Source organism: Microbacterium hydrocarbonoxydans (assembly GCF_000956475.1).
In the GTDB taxonomy this organism is placed as follows: Bacteria; Actinomycetota; Actinomycetes; order Actinomycetales; family Microbacteriaceae; genus Microbacterium; species Microbacterium hydrocarbonoxydans_A.
The window spans coordinates 36,536-57,194 of sequence record NZ_JYJB01000006.1 but is presented as its reverse complement, the minus strand read 5'-3'; the positions used below and the strand labels follow the sequence as shown (position 1 = coordinate 57,194).

Genomic DNA, 20,659 nt, shown 5'->3' with positions numbered 1-20,659 from the left:
CCCCGAACACTTCACAAACGATTATCGATTAGTGTAATGTCCCAGTTGCCCCTCCCGTGCATCAGGAAAGGATCGATGATGATCAGAACCCGGCTTCTCCCCGCCGTCGGCATCGCCGCCGCGGCAGCACTCTCTCTCAGCGCATGCTCCACCACCCCGGCGAGTGACGGCGACTCCTCGTCAGACGAGAAGGTCACGCTGCGCATGCTCGTGAACGTCACGCCCAACCTCACCGAGGACTACTGGAACGAGCTCGTCGCGCCGTTCGAGGACGCGCATCCGAACATCGACGTCGTGATCCAGAACCCCGGCGCCGAGGGCGTCTCGGCCGCCGTCCCCCGCCTGCTCGCCGCGGGCGATGCTCCGGACGTGGTGCAGTCGATCGCCCCGACCACCAAGCTCGCCCCCGAGCTCGTCGACCTCTCCGACTACGAATGGGCGACCGAAGGGCCGCTCGCCGAGCAGTACTCGATCGACGGCAAGTACTACATGGCGGGCATCGGCGTGCAGCTGCAGAGCCTGTTCTTCTACAACAAGACCGCGTTCCAGGAGGCCAGCATCGACGAGGTGCCCACCACGATCGACGAGCTCACCGAGGATCTCGGCAAGCTCAAGGACGCCGGCTGGACTCCGATCCAGACCGGCGGCGACTGGATGACCAGTCACGCCCTTCAGGCCCTCGCCCTGCCGAGCGTGATCGCCGAGGACCCGAAGTGGTTCCAGGACGTGTCCTCAGGCAAGGTCACGTTCGGCGACACCTACGGCGACGCGATCGAGACCTACGCCGACTGGGTGGCCGCGGGATACATCCCCACAGAGGCGCTCGGCATCAAGTACCCCGACGCCGAGCAGGCGTTCCTCTCCGGCAAGGCGGCCGTCTACCCGATGGGCAGCTGGTTCGCCGGCACCCAGGCGAAGGCGGGCGATTCCGCCGACATCGGCGTATTCCGCGCCCCCGCGGTGAGCGCGAAGGACCAGCCGGCGATGGGCGCGAACATCGCGAGCCCGTACTCGATCCTCAAGGCCACCACGCACCAGGATGCCGCGGCCCAGCTCGTCGAGTTCCTCGTCACGGACAAGGATGCGGTGACCTCCCAGCTCGCGGTCGACGGCAACTTCCGCGACGGGTACGAGTACGACATGACGCCGCTCGGAGAAGAGCTGCTGCAGATCGTCGCCGACACCCCGGCCGACGCCTACACGCCCACCGGAGGCGGCTACGGCGAGCGCACCCTGCCCGACGGATACTCGGGAGAGATCAACACCCAGACCCAGGCCCTGATCGGCGGCACGCCCGCTGCCGATGTGATCAAGGCCATGGACGACTGGTTCGCGGCGAACGCGGGCTGATCCCGCCGCTCCCGCTGCGTGCTCGGGGCGGGCATCCCGCCCCGAGCACACGATCTCTCACCCACCCGAACGACAGGAGCGTCGACGCATGAGCTCGACCATCGCCCCGCGCCGGCGCACCGCGCTGCAGCAGTGGCGGCATCGCCTCCCCGGCATCCTCATGGGCGGCCCGGCCGTGGCGGTCTTCATCGCCATGTTCGTGATCCCGATGATCCTCGCCGCCGTGCTGAGCTTCACCGACTGGAACGGCTACAGCCTGAACTTCCAGTTCATCGGCTGGGAGAACTACGCCAAGGCGTTCCGGAGCCCGCGGTCGGTGCAGGCCGCCGTCTTCACGGGCGTGATCGCCGTCGTCGGCACGGTTCTCTGCAACGCGGTAGGCCTCACGATCGCCGCCCTGATCGCCGGCCCTGGGCGATCCAACACGCTCCTGCGCACGATCTTCTTCTACCCCTACGTGATCAGCGCTCTCATCATCGGCTTCATCTGGTCGGCCATGCTGTCGCCGAACGGCGCCGTGAACGGCCTGCTGACCGGACTCGGCGCCCCGGCGATGCCCTTCCTCACTGAGCCCGCATTCGCCAAGGCGAGCGTGATCTTCACGATCGTCTGGTCGCACTTCGGGTTCAACATGATCCTCTTCCTCGCGGGCATCAAGTCGGTGCCCGCCGAGTACTACGAAGCGGCGACCGTCGACGGCGCCTCGCGCTGGCAGCAGTTCCGCTCGATCACCCTGCCCCTGATCGCGCCGGTCTTCACGGTGAACCTCGTGCTCACGCTCGTCGGCCTGCTCAAGGCGTACGACGTGGTGCTCTCGCTCACCGACGGCGGGCCGGCAGGGTCCACGCAGACCATCGTGTACCAGATCCTCAAGGACTCGTTCGCGAACTCGTCGCTCGGCTTCGGCGCCGCCCAGTCGATCCTGCTGCTGATCGTCACCGCGGTCATCGGGCTCGCCGTGACCGTCGTGCGCCGTCGCGCAGAGCAGAAGGCGACCGACTGATGAAGCAGACCCGCAACCGTCCGGCGCTCATCGCCCGCATCCTCCGATGGGTCGTGCTCGGCGTCGTCGCGATCACGATGCTGATCCCGATGTACACGATGGTGATCAACGCGTTCAAGCCGCAGGCCGACATCATCGAGAACCCGCTGCTGATCACTCCGCAGAGCTTCACGTTCGACTACCTGTGGGCGGCGATCACGAGCAGCAAGTTCAACGTCATCGCCGCCTACGGCATCACGCTGCTGTTCGTGGTCCTCGTGAACGTCTGCTGCATCGCGCTGGCAGCCCCTGTCGCGTACGTGATCGCCCGCGGCCGATCGAAGTGGCACCTGGGGCTTCTGCTGCTGTTCGTGTCCGGGCTCTTCATCCCCGGTCAGGTCACGCTGATCCCCGTCGTCTTCGTCCTGCGGGTGCTCGGGCTCATCAACACGATCCCCGGATTCATCCTGTTCGAGACCGCAGCGACCCTGCCTGTGACGATCTTCCTGTTCACCGCCTATCTGAGAAGCGTCCCGCGCGACATCGACGAGGCCGCGGCCCTCGACGGCGCGGGACCCATCCGCGCGTTCTGGTCGTGCATCTTCCCGATCATGAGGCCCGTGGTCGCCACCATCGTCGTGCTCAACTCGATCGGCGTCTGGAACGACTTCGTGAGCCCGCAGATCATCCTGGGACCGAGCTCGGGCATCTACACCGTCACCACCGGGGTGTATGCCGCGGTCGGTCAGTTCTCCACCGACTACACGCAGGTCTTCCCGACGCTGCTGCTCGCGGTGCTGCCGGCGATGGCGTTCTTCATCATCATGCAGCGCCACATCATCGGCGGCCTCGTCGCCGGAGCGACGAAGGGCTGACATGACCGACGAGACCTTCACCTCTTCTCTGCGGGCGATGCCCGCGTGGGCCGTGCTGCAGCGGCGTCTGTTCGCCGAGATCGACGAGGCTCGGCGCGTCTTCCGCGACCGGTACACGCTCCCCGACGGGCGCCTGCGCGGCGTCGCCGAGTTCGTCGACCGCGACGGCGTCGACGATCTGTACGAGCCGTTCTTCAACTGGCCCGCGTTCTACCTGCTCGGCGGTCCGGACGAGGTGCTCGCCGACGCAAAGCGCCACTGGGAGGGCGTCACCGCGCAGCTCACCGAGGCCGGCATGCTGACCGACGAGTACGACAACGGCTACGACTGGTTCCACCAGGGCGAGTCGCTGCTGTTCCTCGCCGGCATCTGCGCGGCCGACCCGGCCGATGCCGCCTTCGCCGATCGCGCCTCCCGCTTCGCCGCCCTGTTCACCGATCCCGCGCGTGGCAACTACGACGCCGAGCTCAACATCATCCGTTCTCCGCACAACGGCGCCCTCGGCGCCCGACCCGGCCTCGACGACGTCGTCACGCCGTACTCGGCCGACCGAGCAGAGATGCGCCCCTACGGGCTCCCGATCCAGGGGCTCGACGGAATCCGGACCTGGGACGACCTCGCCGACCCCGCGAAGGCGCGGTTCATGGCCGAGGAGATGCAGCGCAGGGCCGCAGGCGACGTCGCCGTGAACCTCGCGGCGACCTCCCTGGTCGCCAACAGCTGGCTGTACGGCGACGACGAGCACTCTGGCGCCTGGGTGCAGCGGTATGTCGAGGGATGGATCGTCAGGGCCGCAGGCGGGATGCTGCCCGACAGCGTCGGCCCCGACGGTGTGCCTGGATCGCTGCAGGAGGGCCGCTGGTGGGGCGGCCACTACGGGTGGGCGTGGCCGCACGGGCTGCACTCGGTCGGGATGAGCGCCCTGATCGGCGCCCTCAACCACGCGATGGTCACGGGGCGCGATGACGCCCTCGACCTCGTGCGCACCATGCTCGACACCGTGCTCGCCGAGGGCCGAACCGGCGCGGTCGCCGACTCGGCCTACAGCCTGCGCGGGGGCTGGATGGCACGGCTGGGGGCTGCGGCATCCGATCCGGGCCTGCTCGTGCCGTACCGCTTCGGCACCGACGGATGGTTCGACCACGGCCCGCTGCAGCTCGACCTGCCGACGTGGCTGTGGTGGTGGTCGCGGTCGGATGCCGATCGCGAGCGCCTCGACCGTGCCATCGCCGGCATCCCCGACTCGGCCGACCTCGTCGCGCCGTTCCGCGACAAGGAGGAGGCGGGGCACGAGGCCGGATGGATCGCCTTCCTCGACGGCCGCCTGCCCGAGTACCCCGAGCGCGCTCTCGAGATGGCGCTCGGCCAGGTGGCGCGGCGCACCGCGATGATGCTCGGCGACGAGCAGGATCCGGATGCCGCGCACCTGCACTTCTGGCAGCGCGTGAACCCGGTCGTGACCGAGGTGCTGACGCAGCTCGTGGGCGGGGCGCCGCAGGTGCTCTACAACGGCGGGATCGGCTTCACGGCGCTGCGCTACGAAGACGTCGACCGCGCGCGGCCGGGCCTGCCGCCCGACGTGGCGGCCCTCGTGCACCGCCTCGACGAGGACGGAGCCGGAGTGCACCTCGTGAACACGTCGACCGTGCACGCGCGCACGGTGCGGCTGCGCGGCGGACGGTTCGGGCTCGACCGCATCACGCGCGTCACCGCGACCTTCGAGAAGCCCGGCACCTATCCCGGAGCATCCGGCACCTACGCGGCACCGGTCTCGCCCGAGCTGACCCGCACCTGGGACTGCGACGACGACCTCGTCGTGACGCTCCCGCCGGCGCACCGCGCCGACCTCGACCTGACCATCGCGCGCGCGTCAGGAACGCCGCGCCACCTCACCACTGGAGGAGCCGCATGAGCGACACCCTGATCCGACCCGACTTCGCTCTGCCCGTGCGGGGAGCCGCCTATCAGCGTCCTGCGGCCGAGGTCGTGGACTCGTTCGAGACGATCTCCTCCGCCACGGCATGCGCCAAGCTGCATGAGCTCGGCATCCGTCGCAGCTACATCGACGGCCCTGAGCCTCTGTCGACGGGGCAGCGCGTCGTCGGATCCGCCCTCACGCTGCAGTTCATGCCTCAGCGTGAGGACATGGCTTCGGGCGCGGGGCAGGAGTACGCCGAGCGGCACACCGCACTGTGGCACGTGCTCGAAGCCGTGCAGCCGGGAGACGTGCTCGTGATCCAGGCCTACGGCAGCCGCTTCTCCGGGTGCATCGGCGACATCCTCGCGCGCTACTTCGCTCGCAAGGGCGGCGCGGGCATCGTGGTCGACGGGCGGATCAGGGATGCGGCCCGCATCCGCGAGCTCGGCATCCCCGTGTGGTCGACCGGCACCACCCCCCACTACGCCTCGCAGTCCGAGCTGGTCCCCTGGGCCTACGACGTGCCGGTGGCCGTGGGTGGCGCTCTGTGCATGCCCGGTGACCTCGTGGTGGCCGACGACGACGGGCCCGTGGTGGTTCCGCAGGCGATGGCGCCGCGGGTGGTCGACTCGGCGCGAGATCATGAGGAGTGGGAGGTGTTCAGCCGGCTCCGCCTCGACGGCGGCGCGCGGCTGAGCGACTACTACCCGCTGACCCCCGACAGCCGCGAGGAGTACGAGGCATGGCGTTCCGCTCAGAGCTCCGTCCGCTGAACCCCGGCGTCGTCTTCCGAGACGACGCCGGTCTCGGCTGCGCGCCGATCGGCAATCTCTTCTCGCGTGTGCCGGATGCGGATGCCGTCGCCACCGTCGAAGCCGCGCTCGCCCGCGACGTGCGGTTCTTCGACACGGCCCCGCTGTACGGCTCCGGCGAGAGCGAGCGCAAGCTCGGCCTCGCCCTGCGAGGAGTGCCGCGAGACGACTACCTGATCGCGACCAAGGTCGGGCGCATCTTGATCGACGATTCCGGGGCGCCGGTGCGCGGAGCCGCGAGCGGGCACGACTCGGTCGTCGACCTCAGCCGCGACGGCGTGCTCCGAAGCCTCGAGGGGAGCCTGGCCAGGCTCGGCGTCGACCGCGTCGACGTGCTGCACCTGCACGATCCGCTCGACGTCGAGACGGCCCTTTCCGCGTCGTTCCCGGCGCTCGCGGAGCTGCGCGAACAGGGCGTCGTCCGGGCGATCAGCGTGGGTCTCGGCAAGCTCGATCCGCTCGAGCGCATCGCCGCCGAGGCGCCGCTCGACGTGCTCATGGAGGCCGGGCGGCTCACCCTGCTGGACCGGACGGCGCTCGATCGCCTGCTGCCTGTCGCCGCGCGTCGCGGCATCGGCGTGATCGCCGCAGGCGTGTTCAACTCCGGCATCCTCGTGGATCCCGTCGCCAGCCCGTTCTACGAGTACAAGCCGGCGCCGGCCGATGTGGTCGAGGCCGCTCTGCGGCTGCGCGACATCTGCGCGTCGTTCGGCGTGCGCCTCGCGGACGCCGCGGTGCAGTTCCCGCTTCGGGCAGGGGCGGATGCCGTCGTCGTCGGGGCGCGCACGCCTGCCGAGCTCGACGCCTTCGTCGACGGCCTCGACTCCGAGATGCCACCCGAGCTGTGGGCGAGACTCTGAGCGTCCGCATCGTCGACGCCCATGTGCATCTCTGGGATGTCGACGCCCTGCCGATCCCGTGGTTCCGCGATGACCTCGGCCTGCCACGACGCGCATCGGCCGCGGATCTCGGCCTCGCGATGGACGAGGCGGGCGCCGAGGCGGCGATCGCCGTGCAGGCGGCGGATTCCGCTGTCGAGGCCGAGTGGCTGCTCGACATGGCGCGCACGGATCCGCTCGTGCGTCGGGCGGTGCTGCAGTACGACCCGACCCGTTTCCCGGGTGCGGGCGAGACGGATGCCGCCGGCATCCGCGCCGCCGTTCCCCAGTTCGCCGCCGACCTCTCCGATGTCGCACGGCTCGACGACCTCGCCGATGTGCTGGGCGCTCGTGGGCAGGTGCTCGAGCTGCTGATCCGCCCCGAGCAGCTTGTGGCCGCCGGTGCGCTGTCGCGCCGGCATCCGTCGACCGCGATCGTGGTGTGCCATCTCGGGCTGGGCGCGGGGAATCCGGATGCCGCCTGGCGCGATGCGCTGACGGACGCCGCGACGGCACCACGACTGCACGCCAAGGTCTCGGGACTCGCGCTGCCGTCGCGCGATCCTGATGAGGCGCATGCTCTCGTGCGTCACGCGTTCGATGCGTTCGGCGCCGACCGGCTGCTGTTCGGCAGCGACTGGCCGATGTCGGTGCGCTCGTGCACCTACGCCGGAGTGCTCGACTCGACGCGCACCGCCCTCCCCCACGGCCTCGACACCCCGGCGTTCTGGTCCGGCACTGCCTCGCGCCTCTACCGCCTGCCTCCGGCTCAGCATCAGCCGTGACCTCCCCCTCCGCGCGTGAGACCCACCGCCAGCACAGACGCCACCCGCAGACCAGGACCTCACGCGCAAACCAGCACTTCACCGGCCGCCGCGCGATGCGCCCGCAGCGTCAGGAGTCGAGCAGAGTTCCCGCCGCGTGACTGCGGAACAGGGCCGACGCGGCATCCGCATCTCCCCGCTCGAGAACCTCGAGAAGTCCGCGGTGCCAGTCGGCGACCTCATGCCAGTCCCCCGTGAACTTCGGGTCTCCCAGCACGTGCATCGACCGGAGACCGGGCTCGAGCAGGTCCCACATCTTGGGCAGGTAGGCGTTGCCGCTGGCGTCGATCACGGCGCGGTGGAACGCGAAGTCCAGCTCGCGAAAGCGTGCCAGATCCTGCGCCTCGGCGGCCGTGTGCATCTGGTCGATCATCGACGCGAGCTCATCGCGCCGTGACGCCGTGAGAGCCCCCGATGCCAGCCGCCCTGCGAGCGCCTCGAGCTCGACGCGGGCGACCTTGGCATGCTCCGCCTCCTCAGCCGAGTAGCTCGCGACGAAGTTGCCCTGATGGCGCACGTGCGAGACGAGACCTTCGTGCGCGAGACGCTTGAGGGCATCGCGCACAGGCGCCTGGCTCACCTGCAGCTGCCGGGCCAGCTGCGACTCCACCAGCTGCTCGCCCGGGGCGAGCGTGGAGTCCTTGATCATCGCCTTGATCATCTCGTAGATCTGGTCAGACAGCAGTCCTCGCTGCAGACCGGCCGTGGCCAGAGCATCCGTCATGAGTGTCATTCTACTTCCATTATCGACTATCGCTAATGGATGCTGCGGCGAGCCATGCATCCGCGATCAGACGCGAACCGTACGGCGTCGGATGCACGCCATCGGGGGCGAGCTCCGAGAGCGGACGAGCGGATGCCGCGCCGGTGAACACCTCGTGCAGCGGAACGAGAGCGGCGTCGAAGTCGCGCGCGAGCCGACGCACGACCGCACGCTTGCCATCGAGGTCGTCCAGCCACCCGGCCTGCGCGGGTGTCACCGGCAGGAAGTACGGCTCCATCAGGATCAGTCGCGGGGCGTGAGCGGCGACGACCCGCTCCAGAAGCGGCCTCAGCGTCGCCTCGAAGTCCTCCGCGGTCGTCGGGTCGTCGCTGTCGAAGCGCCGCCACATGTCGTTCACGCCCACGTACACCGTGAGCAGCTCGGGCGCGGTCGGCAGGAGCTCCGACTCCCACCTCGACGCGAGATCCGCTGCGCGATCGCCGGCGATCCCGAGGTTGCGCACGGTGGCGCCGGCCGCGATCAGGTCGGGCGCCAGCAGCGACACGTACCCGTCGCCGAGCGAATCAGGGTCGCTGCGGTCACGACCGGCATCCGTGATCGAGTCTCCGATGAACGTCACTCGCATCGCGGCACGTCCTCCACGTCGTCTTTGAGCTTGGGGCGCACCGAGATGTCGAGCGTGACCGTGGCGCCTTCGTGGGTCACCGTCAGCGTCTGGCGCGGATGCACCTTGGCGCTGTCGAACCCGCTCACCATATCGGCTGTCACCTGCTGAGTCGTCGTCGAGCCGTCGCTCCAGAGCACGCCGAGGATCATGCCGGTGACATCGAGCTCCTCGCCGCGCACGTAGCGGGTCTTCGGGTCGGACTCGGGCGCCCAGCAGATGCCGGTCACCGTAGCGGGCGGCGGAGTCGGGCGCACCGTGAAGGTGTTGGTCTTGCCGTAGTGGTAGATGTTGAAGAAGCCGTCGGCGCCGATGCGCAGGTTCTGCCTCGCATCGAGCACGTTCCACACCGTGCGGTCGTCGACCCGCAGCACCACGCGGGTGCCGCCGGACTCGGCGATGGCTCCGAATTCGACGCGGTGCGTCGAGTTCGGCGCGATCACGGTGTTCGGGATGACGTCGAGCAGGGTCTGTCCCGGGCTCCAGCTCTGGAACTCGATCGTGTCCTCCTTGATCACCACGAGGTAGCCCGTGTTGGAGTTCTGCCACGCGGGCAGCCCCGTCTGATCCGATCGCACCTGGAAGCCGTACCAGCCTCCGTCGAAGGCCGCGAAGTCGGCGTCGACCTGCAGCAGGGCGTCGCCGAAGCGCTCGGCCTCGTATCCGTGCACGCCCTGACCGCTGATGTGCACGCCGGTGTCGTCGACCGCGATCACATCGGAGGTGGTCCAGTTCGCGGCGTCCTTCAGCTGCGCGTCCAGACGCACCGTCGGGTAGGCGGCATCCGCCACCGTCACCGTCAGGCTGGCGCTGAGCGAGGGGTCGGCGACCGAGGTGGCCGTGACGGTCGCGGTGCCCGCGGCCACGCCGGCGATGCGACCGTCGACCACGGTCGCGACGGCGGGGTCGGCACTGGTCCAGGTGACACGAGCATCGCTCGCGTCCTCAGGGGCGACGGATGCCGTCACGGTCCGCCGCTCGCCCACGTTCAGAGCGACCTGATCGGCGTCGAGCACGACGCCCGTGACCGGCACACCCGAGAGCGAGAATCCGATGTCGTCGAAGTCGAGCGAGGCGTAGCCCTCGACGTAGAAGCCCACGCGTCCGGCCTTCCCAGGTCCTGGGTCCGCCCCCTCGAGGACGACCTGCCCGTTCACGACGATCCGGATCCGCCCGTCCTGCACGGCGACCCGCACGTGCGAGGTCGCACCGGGCGCGAGGCCCTGGTCGGCCGGCAGCACCTGCTCGGCCACGGGCTTCCAGTTGTCGTCGAAGATCGTCCAGGTCGGACCCGCGGCGGCGTTGCGATAGCGGATGTATCCCCCGCCCTTGCCGTTGCGGTCGTAGATGATGAGCCCTGAACCCGTCGCGGCGGCGCCGGCCGGTGTCGTGACGTCGACGTCGAGGATGAACTCGGTGAAATCGCGCGGCAGCAGCGAGTTCGCGCCCTTCACGATGCGGTAGACCCTGTCGCCGTCCGCCGCCACCTGAATGCTGCGGTTCGGGTCGGTCGGCCAGCCGTTCGCCCCCGACTCGAAGTCGGTGAAGTGCAGGACGCCGTCGCCCTCCTCGACGACCACCTCGATCGTCGCGGTCTTGGACGGGTCCGACTTCGCCGTCGCCGTCACCGTGGTCGTGCCGGGCCCTGCCCCGAGCACCACGCCCTTGTCCGAGACGGTCGCGACCGCCGCATCCGCAGAGGCGTATGAGACCGCTGCGTCGTCGGCATTCCACGGCAGCGGCACGGCGCGCACGCGCACCTCGTCTCCCGCGTCGAGCGTGAGCCGGCTGCTCTCGAAGGCGATGGCCTCGAGAGGCACCGTCTGCGGCTGCTGGGTCTGCCCGATCACGCCGTCCGTGCCGATCGCGGCGAAGTCGATCGCCTCGAATCCGGGGATCTGCGCGAAGACAGCGGCGTCCGCCTTGAGCGTGTAGTCGCCGTGCGCCGCGTCGACGAAGCCGGGGTCGGCGCCCGCGACCCAGTTGGTCTCGTAGTTCAGCAGGTTCTTGCCGTCCTTCGCGCCCTGGTCGTTGATCCCCGCGATCGGCGTGCGGTTCGGGTTCCAGACCACGTTCTTCGCGAAGGTGCTGTGATTCGGGAAGTAGTGGTCATCCTCGAAGAAGTGCGCGAGCTCGGGGTACTTCTCGAGGTACGGCGTGCCGACGAAGTCGTTGTTGTCGGCGAACACCTGACGCCATGCAGGCATGTAGTCGCGGTCGACCACGTTGCCCTCCTGGTTGCCCATCCACTGCTCGTAGTTGTCGTACGGCGCGTAGGCGTCGACGAAGATGTTGTTGCGCGCCTCGATGTAGTCGGCCGAGCCGCTCTTGATCGCGCTGTTGCCCATGTTCACGAAGATGTTCTTCTCGATCTGCAGATCCCACGTGAAGTTGTCGGCGTAGATGCCCTCGACGCCGCTCATGCCCACGCCGATGTCGTGGAAGTAGTTCTCGCGGAAGACGTGCCCGCGCTGCTGCGGCGTCTTGCCCGAGTTCATGTAGATCGCGCCGAGGTCGTGGAACATCTTGCACACGTCGTACACCTCGTTCTGCTCGAAGAGGTGGTCGTTGCCGTGCACGATGATGCCCGGGTGCGGGGCGTCGTGGATCTCGTTGCCGCGGGCGATGTTGCCGACGCCGTCGAACATCACACCCGGGTTGTAGGCCTTGTGGTAGTAGGCGAAGTCGGCGATCTCGGAGTTCTCGACGCGGTTGCGCCCCGGCTCGAGGGTGGTCTTGTCGCCGCCCTGCAGCACGACTCCGACGCCGCCGATGTGGCGCAGCCGGCTGTCGGTCACCGCGTGGTCGCGGCCGCCGCGGTTCACCGGGATGCCGTCGTAGGTGTAGCGCCCCGGGGAGTTGATGAGCACGCCGCCGTCGCTGAAGTTCTGGATGGCGCTGTGCGAGATCGTGACGTGGGAGCCGCCGAGGATCACGGCGGCCGTCGCACGCCCGTACTCGAGCACGAGGTCGTCGAAGTTCACGTACGAGGCGCCGTCGGCCCGCAGCATCGGCTCGTCGAGGGTCGTGACCGTGATGTCTCCGCGGCCGGTGGTGAACGCGGCGTTCGGGATCAGGTACAGCTTCCCGGTCGCCCGGTCGATGTAGTACTCACCCGGGGCGTCGAGCTCTTCGAGCAGGTTCTGCGCGAAGTGGAAGTCGGGGAACCAGCTCTTCATGATGCCCGACATCTCGCCGTAGCGCAGCGTGATGGTCTTCGCCTCGGTGTCGATGGACTGGATCTTGTTGTACGACCATTCCCAGCTGTAGCCGAAGATGCCGTCGAGCCAGACGTCGTCGGCGTTCGTCCAGTACTTCGGCCGGTCGTATCCGTACGTGAATGTGCCGCCGCGGTCCTGCAGATCCGCATCCTTGCGAGTGGGCCCGGGGTCGACGATGTCTCCCATCTGCACGGTGGGCGTCGCAGCGTCGGCGTTGGGCCAGCGTGCGAGGGTCATTCCCTGACCGTCGATGTAAAGCTCCATCGGAGGCGTCGTGCTGACGTCGTTCGCCTTCCAGTAGCCGTGCCGGCTGAGCTGACCGTAGTCGCTCAGCCCCAGGGCGGCGAGGTCGATCTCGAGAACCCGGTCACGAGCGGATGCCTCGACGATGCGGTTCTTGACCGCCTCCTCGGCCACGGGAGCGAAGCCGTCGCGAGGCAGGTCGCGCCCTCCCGTGAGGGTGGCGGTCTCGCCGGGATAGGACCGATACGTGATCGGGGAGTCGGCGGTGCCGGAGTCGGACTCGCCGATCTCGAACGATGCCGTCCGCTGGTACTCGCCTTCGCGCAGGTAGACCGTGAGCCCGTCTGCGGGAAGCCCGGTCGCCTGCTTGAGCTGCCTGATGCGATCGCGTGCGCCTTCCAGCGTCGCAAGCGGCGCATCGATGGCTCCGGATGCGGTGTCGTCACCTCCCGGCGCGACGTAGAGGGCCGCGTCCTCCGCGGCGACGGCGGCCGAGGGGGCGGCGGCCAGAGCAGATCCGAACACCGCCGCGAGGGCGATGGTTGCCAGCACACGCTTCATTGCGTCTCCGAGACTCTTCGTTGATGCGCGTGGGGGTTCGCGCACAAGCCGCCCGAGCGGCCCCTCAGAGCGTACCTAATCGATAATCGAGTATCAAGCATCGATCTACGCATATTCTGTTGTTCCCACTTTCGAACAGAACCTCTCAAGTCTGACCGATTTGCGTTCACGGTTGACCCCGACCGGATTCTCCGGAAATACTGAGAACACCCGCCCGCACCGTGTGTTGTGCACCTCATCACCCCAAGGCCAAGGATGACCTAGATGACAGAACAGATCATTTCCTCACAGTTAGGAACAGATCGGAAGCCGCGACGCCTCAGCGACGGCATGTTCGCCCTCCTGCTCACGGCCCCTGGCCTCGCGCTGCTCGCGGCTGTCGTGGTCTACCCGCTGATCACCGCGCTGATCACGGCATTCTTCAAGCAGAGCCTGGTCGAGCCCGGCCGCGAGTTCGTCGGCTTCCAGAACATCGTCGACATCCTCACGGGCGACTTCTTCCCGCTGCTGCAGCAGACCCTGGTGTTCACGATCGGCACGACCGTCGCCCCGTTCGTCGTGGGCTTCGGCCTCGCGCTCGCCCTGAACAGCCGCATCCGCGGCGCCAAGGTGATGCGCGGCCTCATGCTGATCCCCTGGCTGATCCCGGGCGTCGTGGTCTCGTTCCTGTGGATGTGGATCTTCAACGCCAACTACGGCGTGCTCAACGCCGTGCTCCAGGGCATCGGCCTGATCGACGAGCCGCAGGCCTGGCTCGCGAACCCCACGACCGCGATGGTCGCCGTGATCGTCGCGAAGACCTGGCAGTCGTTCCCCTGGATGATGGTCATGCTGCTGGCGGGCCTGCAGACCGTGCCGATCGAGCTGCACGAGGCAGCCGAGATCGACGGCGCCGGCACCATCCGCCGCTTCTTCTCGATCACGGTCCCGCAGATGCGCGGAATCATCGGCCTCGTGCTGCTGCTCGAATTCATCTGGAACTTCCAGCACTTCGACATCATCTACGTGCTCACCGGCGGAGGACCCGCCGGCTCCACCCAGACCTTCGCGACGGCCGTGTACGAGACGGCGTTCGACGGCTTCGACCTCGGTCACGCCGGTGCCCTCGGGCTGCTCTGGATGATCCTGCTGATGGGACTCGTCGTCGTGTACGTGCGCATGTCCGAGAAGGGAGAGAAGCGATGACCGCTGTCCTGACCCCCGAGAGCGTGGCCCCGGCATCCGTCCCGCCCGCTCCGCAGCGCCGTCGCGGCCGCAAGCGGGCCGATCGACGTGCCGCGACCGTGAGCGCCTGGATCGCCGTCGTGGTGTTCGGCGGCTTCGCCCTGCTGCCGGTCTACTGGCTGCTCGCCACGTCGCTCACGCCAGGATCCGAGGTGTTCTCGTACCCGCCCAAGCTGTTCCCCGCGAATCCGACCTTCGAGGCCTACGCCGAGCTCGCGAACAACCCCGCCCTGTTCGGATACCTTCGCAACAGCATCCTCGTCTCGGTCATCACGGCGGTGCTGTCGGTGATCGTCTCGGCCTACATGGGCTACGCGTTCTCGAAGTTCCGCTACCGCGGCCGACGCAGCCTGATGTACTTCGTACTCGCCTCGCAGATGTTCCCGCAGGCGCTGCTGCTGATCACGCTGTACGCGGTGTTCGCGGCCTACGGACTGCTGAACACCTACACGGCACTGGTGCTGTCCTTCACCACCTTCACGCTGCCGCTGTGCGTATGGATGCTCAAGGGATTCTTCGACACGATCCCGGACGAGCTCATCGAAGCCGCCCGCGTCGACGGCGCCAGCCGGATGCGCATCATCCACTCGATCGTGATGCCGCTGGCCGCCCCCGGTCTGGTCGCCGCAGGGCTGTTCGCCTTCGTGCGCGGCTGGAACGACTTCATCTTCGCCCTGACTCTCGCCGGCCCCGACAAGCAGACCCTGCCGCCCGGGCTTGTCAACACCTTCATCGGCGAAGCATCCACGGCGTGGCCGGAGCTGATGGCGGCATCGCTCGTCGTCTCCCTGCCCGTCGCCATCGCCTTCATCGCCCTCCAGCGCTTCCTCGTCGGCGGTCTCACCGCCGGCGCTGTGAAGGGCTGATACACCCGAATCCCGCAGTCCCTCGAAGAAGAGAGAACACCCATGTCCGAGAGCACCTCCCTCTCCCGTCGTCACCTCCTCCAGTTCGCCGGTCTCGGCGCCGCCGGCCTGCTCCTGGCCGGATGCATGCCCAGCGGCGGCACGGGCGCGGGCTCGCCCTCGGCGAGCGCCGGCTCCGGTCTCGCGCCGGGCAAGTTCACCGCGACCGACTTCTCATTCTCGAGCTGGTCGCTCACCGAGGAGGCTGCGGCCCCCGCCATCCGCGCGCTGCTCGACGGCTACAAGAAGAAGAGCAAGGTCGACATCACCGAGGTCTCGTTCCCGTACAACGAGTACTTCAAGCAGCTGATGCTGCAGGTGCGGGGCGGGCAGTTCACCGGCGCCGCGCACGTCGACGTCGCCTGGCTCGCCTCGCTCGCAGCCCTCGGCAAGCTCGAGGATGTGTCGGGTCTCACGAAGGACCGCGGATACACGGCATCCGCGCTGAAGGCCGCGCAGTACGACGGCACGCAGTACGCCTTCCCCTGGACGATCGGCGCGATCGGGCTGGTCACCAACTCCGAGATCATGGACAAGGCGGGCGTCTCCGAGTTCCCCACGACGATCGACGGCTTCGAGAAGACCCTCAAGAAGCTCAAGGGCCTCGGCGGCGGACTCATCCCCTACGCCGCATCCACGAAGGCCGCGCAGCTCAAAGACGTCCTGATCTGGATGCAGACCTTCGGCAGCGACCTGGTCAAGGGCGGCGAGGTCACGATCGGCGACGACGCGAGCATCGAGGCCGTCACCTGGTACAAGTCGCTGTACGACCAGGGCCTGATCGCCCCCGACGTCGATCGCTTCGACGCGCGCTCGCTTTTCGCGCAGGGTCGCACCGCGATGTACGACGACGCGCCGGTGGGTCGCGGCGCCGTCACCAAGGACTCCCCCGATCCCGATCTCGCCTCGAAGCTCGTCGCCGAATCGCGCCCGGTGCTGAAGAAGGGCGACACCCCGCGCGCCCTCGTCTGGGGCGGCGCGATCGTGGTCGTCGGCGGAGACGAGGGCACCCGCACGGCCGCGGACTTCGCCCAGTGGGCGACCAGCGACCTCGACGCGGTGCTGGCCGACTACGAGCTGCGCGGTCTGCCGCCGGCAACCGAGGAGGCGCAGTCGTCGAAGGCAGTCGCGTCGGATGCCTTCGGATCGCGCTTCGCCGAGAAGATCACCGCGACCGCCACGAGCAACCCGTTCTGGCAGTTCCCCGAGTACGCCCAGATCGAGACCGCGATCGCCGAGCGCGTGCAGGCGGTTCTCGTCGGCCAGCAGAGCGCGAAGGACGCCATGACTCAGGCCGGCGAAGCCGCGCAGAAGCTGATCGGCTGAGGCTGCCGTCATGTCCCTGCTCACGAAGGCGGTCGCGACCGCCGCAGCAGTCGTCGCCGTGCTCGCCACCGCCGCACCGGCTCATGCCGGAGTGCATCCGGCCACCGTCGAGACGGTTCCGGTCACGGTCGACAGCTCCAACCAGTCGGGCTGGTGGAATCCGCTGGCCGTGGTCGACGGCGTCACCTATTTCGCCTACAACGTGCCGGGCTCGGCATCCGATCGTCATCAGGTGCATCTGGGCGCTCGGGCAGCCGACGGCACGTGGACCTCGGGGTGCCTGCGCACGGCCGCGGGAGCATGCGCCGACTTCCTCGACGACAACGGCCACAACCAGCCGTCGATCGCGGTCGACGGCAACGGCATGATCCACGCGTTCGTCTCGATGCATCACGAGCCCTGGCACTACTTCCGCTCGACCACGGCGGGCGATGTCACCTCGCTCGTCGACGTCTCGAGCGAGATGCCGGATGCCGGTGCGGCGATCTCCTATCCGGTCACCGCTCCGGGTGCGAACGGCGACGTCTGGCTGATGGTGCGCGTGGGCGCCGACCCTCAGGGCCGCCGCGACGGCGTGCTGTATCACTACGACCCGGCGACCGCCGCCTGGTCGCGCGAGACGGTGATCGGCGCGGCCACGGGGCACTCGTTCTATCCCGACGACCTCGAGGTCGATGCGACGGGTCTCGTGCACGTGCTGTGGGAATGGGGTCCGTGGCCGGCCGATCCGTATCGGCACCTCGGCTCCTACGCGGTCTACGATCCGGCGGCGCACGCGTTCAGCGACATCTCCGGAGCCGCTCTGCCGACGCCGATCCGCCCCGACACGGCCGGTGCCGTGATCTGGCGGCCGTACGCCCCCGGCGAGGGAATCGGCGACGCGGTGCCTGCCGTGCAGACCGCGAAGATGTCTCTCGTCGACGGCGAGCTGGTCGGCATCGCCTATCGCTACGCCGCCGACACCGAGAACGACTTCGACGTGATGTGGGCGACGTGGGACGGCACGTCGTGGAGCAGCCAGAGCCTGATCGACGCCACAGCACTCGGCACCGGCGTGTCGACCATCGCGGCCCTCGACACCACCTCGTTCGGCTCGAAGACGCGCGTGTACGCCGTGGTCGCCCTGCAGGACTGCGGCGTCGTGAAGAGCCAGGCCGTCATGCTCGAGTCGGCGGACGGCCGCACCGGATGGTCGGCCGAACCCGTGGGCGACGCGCTGACAGGACAGCAGCGGCTGCGCGCCGCGACGACGGATGCCGGCACCGACGTGCTGTACCTGAGCGCGCCGGCGACGCCTGGCGGCGGAACGCTGCGTTACGCCGAAGTCCCGCGCTCAGGTCAGAAGCGCGAGGGCGGCTCTCTCGCTGACATCGTCTCGGCACTTCGAGGCGACTCGGGCGGAGTCGACCTGGCGCGGACGGGCACGGCGACCGCCTCCTCGCAGCTGCGCGCCGACACTGGTGCGGAGAAGGCGATCGACGGCGGATGCTCCGACGCGAGCCGCTGGATCTCCGCAGCATCCGACACCCACCCCTCGATCACGGTCGAATGGGCGAGCACGGCGCCGCTCGACGTCGTACGAGTGCGCAGCGGCTATTCGGTGGGACCGGCCGCAGCGTCCGTGCTGCGGGACTTCACCGTGCAGGTGCGCACATCGGCCGGCTGGGTCGCGATCGGCTCGTTCGACGACAACGCCCTGAACACCGTGGTCGTCGACGCGCAGGGACTCGCGGCCGACGCCGTGCGCCTCCTGATCACCGACCCCTCGGCATCCGACACCGACGTCGCCCGCGTCTACGAGATCGAAGCGATCGCCGCGCCCTGAGCGCGCCGCACCCGCACCCGCACTTCCCGAAAGGACCCCAGAGATGCGCACCCAGACCGTCGAAGCCGACATCATCGTCGTCGGCGGCGGCCTCGCCGGAGTGAGCGCGGCCGTGGCCGCCGCACGCCTCGGCCGACGCACCGTGCTGATCAACAACCGGCCGGTGCTGGGCGGCAACTCGTCCTCGGAGGTGCGGGTGTGGGTGTGCGGGGCGACCGCGCACGGCAACCAGCGCTGGGCGCGCGAGACCGGCATCATCGGCGAGATGTACCGCGAGAACCAGTTCCGCAACCCCGACGGCAATCCCGTCTACTGGGACGACGTGGTGCTCGACACCGTGCGACGAGAGCCGAATCTCACCCTGTTCCTCAACACCGAGGTGATCGAGGCCGAGGCCACGGGTGAAGACGATGCGCGCCGCGTGATCTCGGTCACGGGGTGGACCATGGGGTCCGAGATCCGCACGGTGTTCCGCGGGCCGATGTTCCTCGACTGCACGGGCGACGGGCTCGTCGGCCGGCTTGTCGGCGCCCGCCACCGGCTGGGCAAGGAGAGCCACGACGAGTTCGGCGAGGAGTGGGCGCCCGAGCATCCGATCCGCGAGTTCCTGGGCTCGACCCTGCTCTTCTATACGAAGGACGTCGGGCACCCGGTGAAGTACGTGGCGCCCGAGAGCGCGAAGGACATCTCGACCACCCCGATCCCCTCGTCGCGCATCATCCGCAGCGGCGACAGCGGCGCGCACTACTGGTGGATCGAGTGGGGCGGCCAGCTCGACATCGTCGACGACAACGAGCGCATCCGCGACGAGCTGCGCTCCGTGATCCTCGGCATCTGGGATCACATCAAGAACTCGGGAGAGTTCGACGCCGACAACCTCACCCTCGAGTGGATCGGCAACCTCCCCGGCAAGCGGGAGTACCGCCGCTTCATCGGCGACCACACCCTGCGTCAGCAGGACGTCCTCGAGCAGACCTCCTTCGACGACGGCGTGGCCTTCGGAGGCTGGTCGATCGACCTTCATCCGGCCGAGGGCATGTACGCCACGGGAGCCGGAGCCGTGCAGCGGTTCTCCGACGGCGTCTTCGAGATCCCGTTCCGCTCGCTGTACTCGGCGAACGTCGAGAACATGCTGATGGCGGGTCGCAACGTCTCGGCCACGCACATCGCGTTCGGCGCCGCCCGGGTGATGGCGACCTGCGCGGCCATGGGCGAGGCCGCCGGCACCGCCGCGGCGATGTGCCTCGACCTCGGCGTCACACCGCGCGGACTCTACCGCGAGCACCGCGAAGACCTCCGCCAGACCCTGCTTCGCGCCGATGCATCCCTGATCGGCGTCGCCAACGCCGATCCCGACGACCTCGCCCGCTCAGCGTCCGTGACCGCCTCGAGCACCCTGCGGGCACTGGCGACGGACGATGCGGACGCCGAGTCCCTCACCCTCGTCGACGACCTGGGGATCGTGATCCCCGTGCATCCGCGGCTCGAGACCACCGATCTCCTGCTCTCGGCCGAGGGCTCGACCACCCTGACCGCCGAGGTGTGGTCGACGGGTCGTCGTCAGAACGTCGTGCCCTTCCGTCTCGAGCACCGCACCGAGATCGAGGTGCCGGCGGGAGACGCGCGCTGGGTTCGCGTGCCGACCCCCTTCTCCCCCGATGAGCCGCAGAACGCGGTGGTCGTGCTGCGGGCGAATCCGCAGATCGCCGTGCACACCACGGAAGCCCTTCCCCCCGGTGTGCTCACGCTCGTGCACCGGGTCGACAACGACGACCGCAACGTGGAGGTCGACCGCGACGGGCTGCTCGTGCAGTGGCCCACCAAGCCTCTGCGCGGCAAGAGCGTGGTCTTCCGCGCGCTGCCCGAGACAGAGGCCCTCGCGCCCGAACGCGCCACGAGCGGTTTCAACCGGCCCTTCGGCGGACCGAACATGTGGGCCTCCGATCCGGCGGGCAACGGACCGCAGTGGCTGCGGCTCGACTGGGCGGAGCCGGTCACGGCATCCGAGATCCGTCTCGTCTTCGACGACGACGTCGATATCGAGCTGAACACCCTGCACCACCACCGCAACCCCGACGAGGTCATGACGACCCTGGTGCGCGACTACCGGCTCGAGGTGCAGACCTCGGCCGACGGCGCATGGCGCGCGGTCGCGGAGGTCAGGGACAACCGGCACCGCCTGCGGGTGCATCCGCTCTCCGCCGACCTCGGCCCGTTCTCCGCCGCGCGGCTCGTCGTGGAGAGCACGAACGGCGCTCGGGAGGCCCGCGTGGTCGCATTCAGGGTGCAATCGTGACCGAGGGCGCTAACGTGAAGGGCATCCGTCG

General features: G+C 68.7%; 15 protein-coding genes. 12 read left to right on the top strand and 3 right to left on the bottom strand.

The annotated features are described in order from the left end of the window. Window positions 1-78 precede the first annotated feature (78 nt). The 7 genes from RS84_RS03985 to RS84_RS03955 all read left to right on the top strand — a co-directional run bounded on the left by RS84_RS03985 (window position 79) and on the right by RS84_RS03955 (window position 7,600). On the top strand, window positions 79-1,350 hold the full coding sequence (locus RS84_RS03985) for an ABC transporter substrate-binding protein (RefSeq protein ID WP_052676221.1): 1,272 nt from the start codon (window positions 79-81) through the stop codon (window positions 1,348-1,350). Window positions 1,351-1,438: 88 nt separating this feature from the next. After that, entirely contained in the window at window positions 1,439-2,353 is a 915-nt protein-coding gene (locus RS84_RS03980) for a carbohydrate ABC transporter permease (protein ID WP_045256477.1), read from the top strand. Continuing rightward, complete coding sequence (locus RS84_RS03975; protein WP_045256476.1) at window positions 2,353-3,207, top strand: carbohydrate ABC transporter permease; 855 nt, start codon at window positions 2,353-2,355, stop codon at window positions 3,205-3,207. The genes RS84_RS03980 and RS84_RS03975 overlap by 1 nt, the downstream gene beginning before the upstream one ends. 1 nt (window position 3,208) lies before the next feature. Next, window positions 3,209-5,119: a hypothetical protein gene (locus RS84_RS03970; protein ID WP_045256475.1), complete on the top strand. Its 1,911-nt coding sequence runs from the start codon at window positions 3,209-3,211 to the stop codon at window positions 5,117-5,119. Next, a complete protein-coding gene (locus RS84_RS03965) occupies window positions 5,116-5,898 on the top strand; it encodes a dimethylmenaquinone methyltransferase (RefSeq protein WP_045256474.1) in 783 nt (260 codons plus the stop codon). The genes RS84_RS03970 and RS84_RS03965 overlap by 4 nt, the downstream gene beginning before the upstream one ends. Continuing rightward, window positions 5,868-6,797: an aldo/keto reductase gene (locus tag RS84_RS03960; RefSeq protein WP_045256473.1), complete on the top strand. Its 930-nt coding sequence runs from the start codon at window positions 5,868-5,870 to the stop codon at window positions 6,795-6,797. The genes RS84_RS03965 and RS84_RS03960 overlap by 31 nt, the downstream gene beginning before the upstream one ends. After that, the gene (locus RS84_RS03955) at window positions 6,782-7,600 is read left to right on the top strand and encodes an amidohydrolase family protein (RefSeq protein WP_045256472.1); all 819 of its coding nucleotides are present in this window, start codon (window positions 6,782-6,784) and stop codon (window positions 7,598-7,600) included. The genes RS84_RS03960 and RS84_RS03955 overlap by 16 nt, the downstream gene beginning before the upstream one ends. 109 nt (window positions 7,601-7,709) lie before the next feature. Here the strand turns inward: RS84_RS03955 and RS84_RS03950 are convergent, their stop codons facing one another. From RS84_RS03950 to RS84_RS03940, 3 genes are read right to left on the bottom strand one after another with little or no spacing between them, the layout of a single operon-like run. Next, window positions 7,710-8,363: a GntR family transcriptional regulator gene (locus RS84_RS03950; RefSeq protein WP_052676220.1), complete on the bottom strand. Its 654-nt coding sequence runs from the start codon at window positions 8,361-8,363 to the stop codon at window positions 7,710-7,712. Between the two features lie 19 nt (window positions 8,364-8,382). Then, window positions 8,383-8,988, bottom strand: coding sequence for an SGNH/GDSL hydrolase family protein (locus RS84_RS03945; RefSeq protein WP_045256471.1), 606 nt, complete (start codon window positions 8,986-8,988; stop codon window positions 8,383-8,385). After that, window positions 8,979-13,052 (bottom strand): Ig-like domain-containing protein, encoded by a 4,074-nt coding sequence (locus RS84_RS03940; protein ID WP_045256470.1) that lies wholly within the window; start codon window positions 13,050-13,052, stop codon window positions 8,979-8,981. The genes RS84_RS03945 and RS84_RS03940 overlap by 10 nt, the downstream gene beginning before the upstream one ends. 264 nt (window positions 13,053-13,316) lie before the next feature. Here RS84_RS03940 and RS84_RS03935 point away from each other — a divergent pair, with 264 nt between their 5' ends. From RS84_RS03935 to RS84_RS03915, 5 genes are read left to right on the top strand one after another with little or no spacing between them, the layout of a single operon-like run. After that, a complete protein-coding gene (locus RS84_RS03935; RefSeq protein ID WP_045256469.1) occupies window positions 13,317-14,237 on the top strand; it encodes a carbohydrate ABC transporter permease in 921 nt (306 codons plus the stop codon). After that, window positions 14,234-15,142, top strand: coding sequence for a carbohydrate ABC transporter permease (locus tag RS84_RS03930; protein WP_045256468.1), 909 nt, complete (start codon window positions 14,234-14,236; stop codon window positions 15,140-15,142). The genes RS84_RS03935 and RS84_RS03930 overlap by 4 nt, the downstream gene beginning before the upstream one ends. A 42-nt stretch (window positions 15,143-15,184) precedes the next feature. Next, entirely contained in the window at window positions 15,185-16,507 is a 1,323-nt protein-coding gene (locus RS84_RS03925) for an extracellular solute-binding protein (protein WP_045256467.1), read from the top strand. A 10-nt stretch (window positions 16,508-16,517) separates the two neighbouring features. After that, window positions 16,518-18,332 (top strand): BNR-4 repeat-containing protein, encoded by a 1,815-nt coding sequence (locus tag RS84_RS03920; protein WP_045256466.1) that lies wholly within the window; start codon window positions 16,518-16,520, stop codon window positions 18,330-18,332. Window positions 18,333-18,375: 43 nt separating this feature from the next. Continuing rightward, entirely contained in the window at window positions 18,376-20,628 is a 2,253-nt protein-coding gene (locus RS84_RS03915) for an FAD-dependent oxidoreductase (protein WP_045256465.1), read from the top strand. Window positions 20,629-20,659 lie beyond the last annotated feature (31 nt).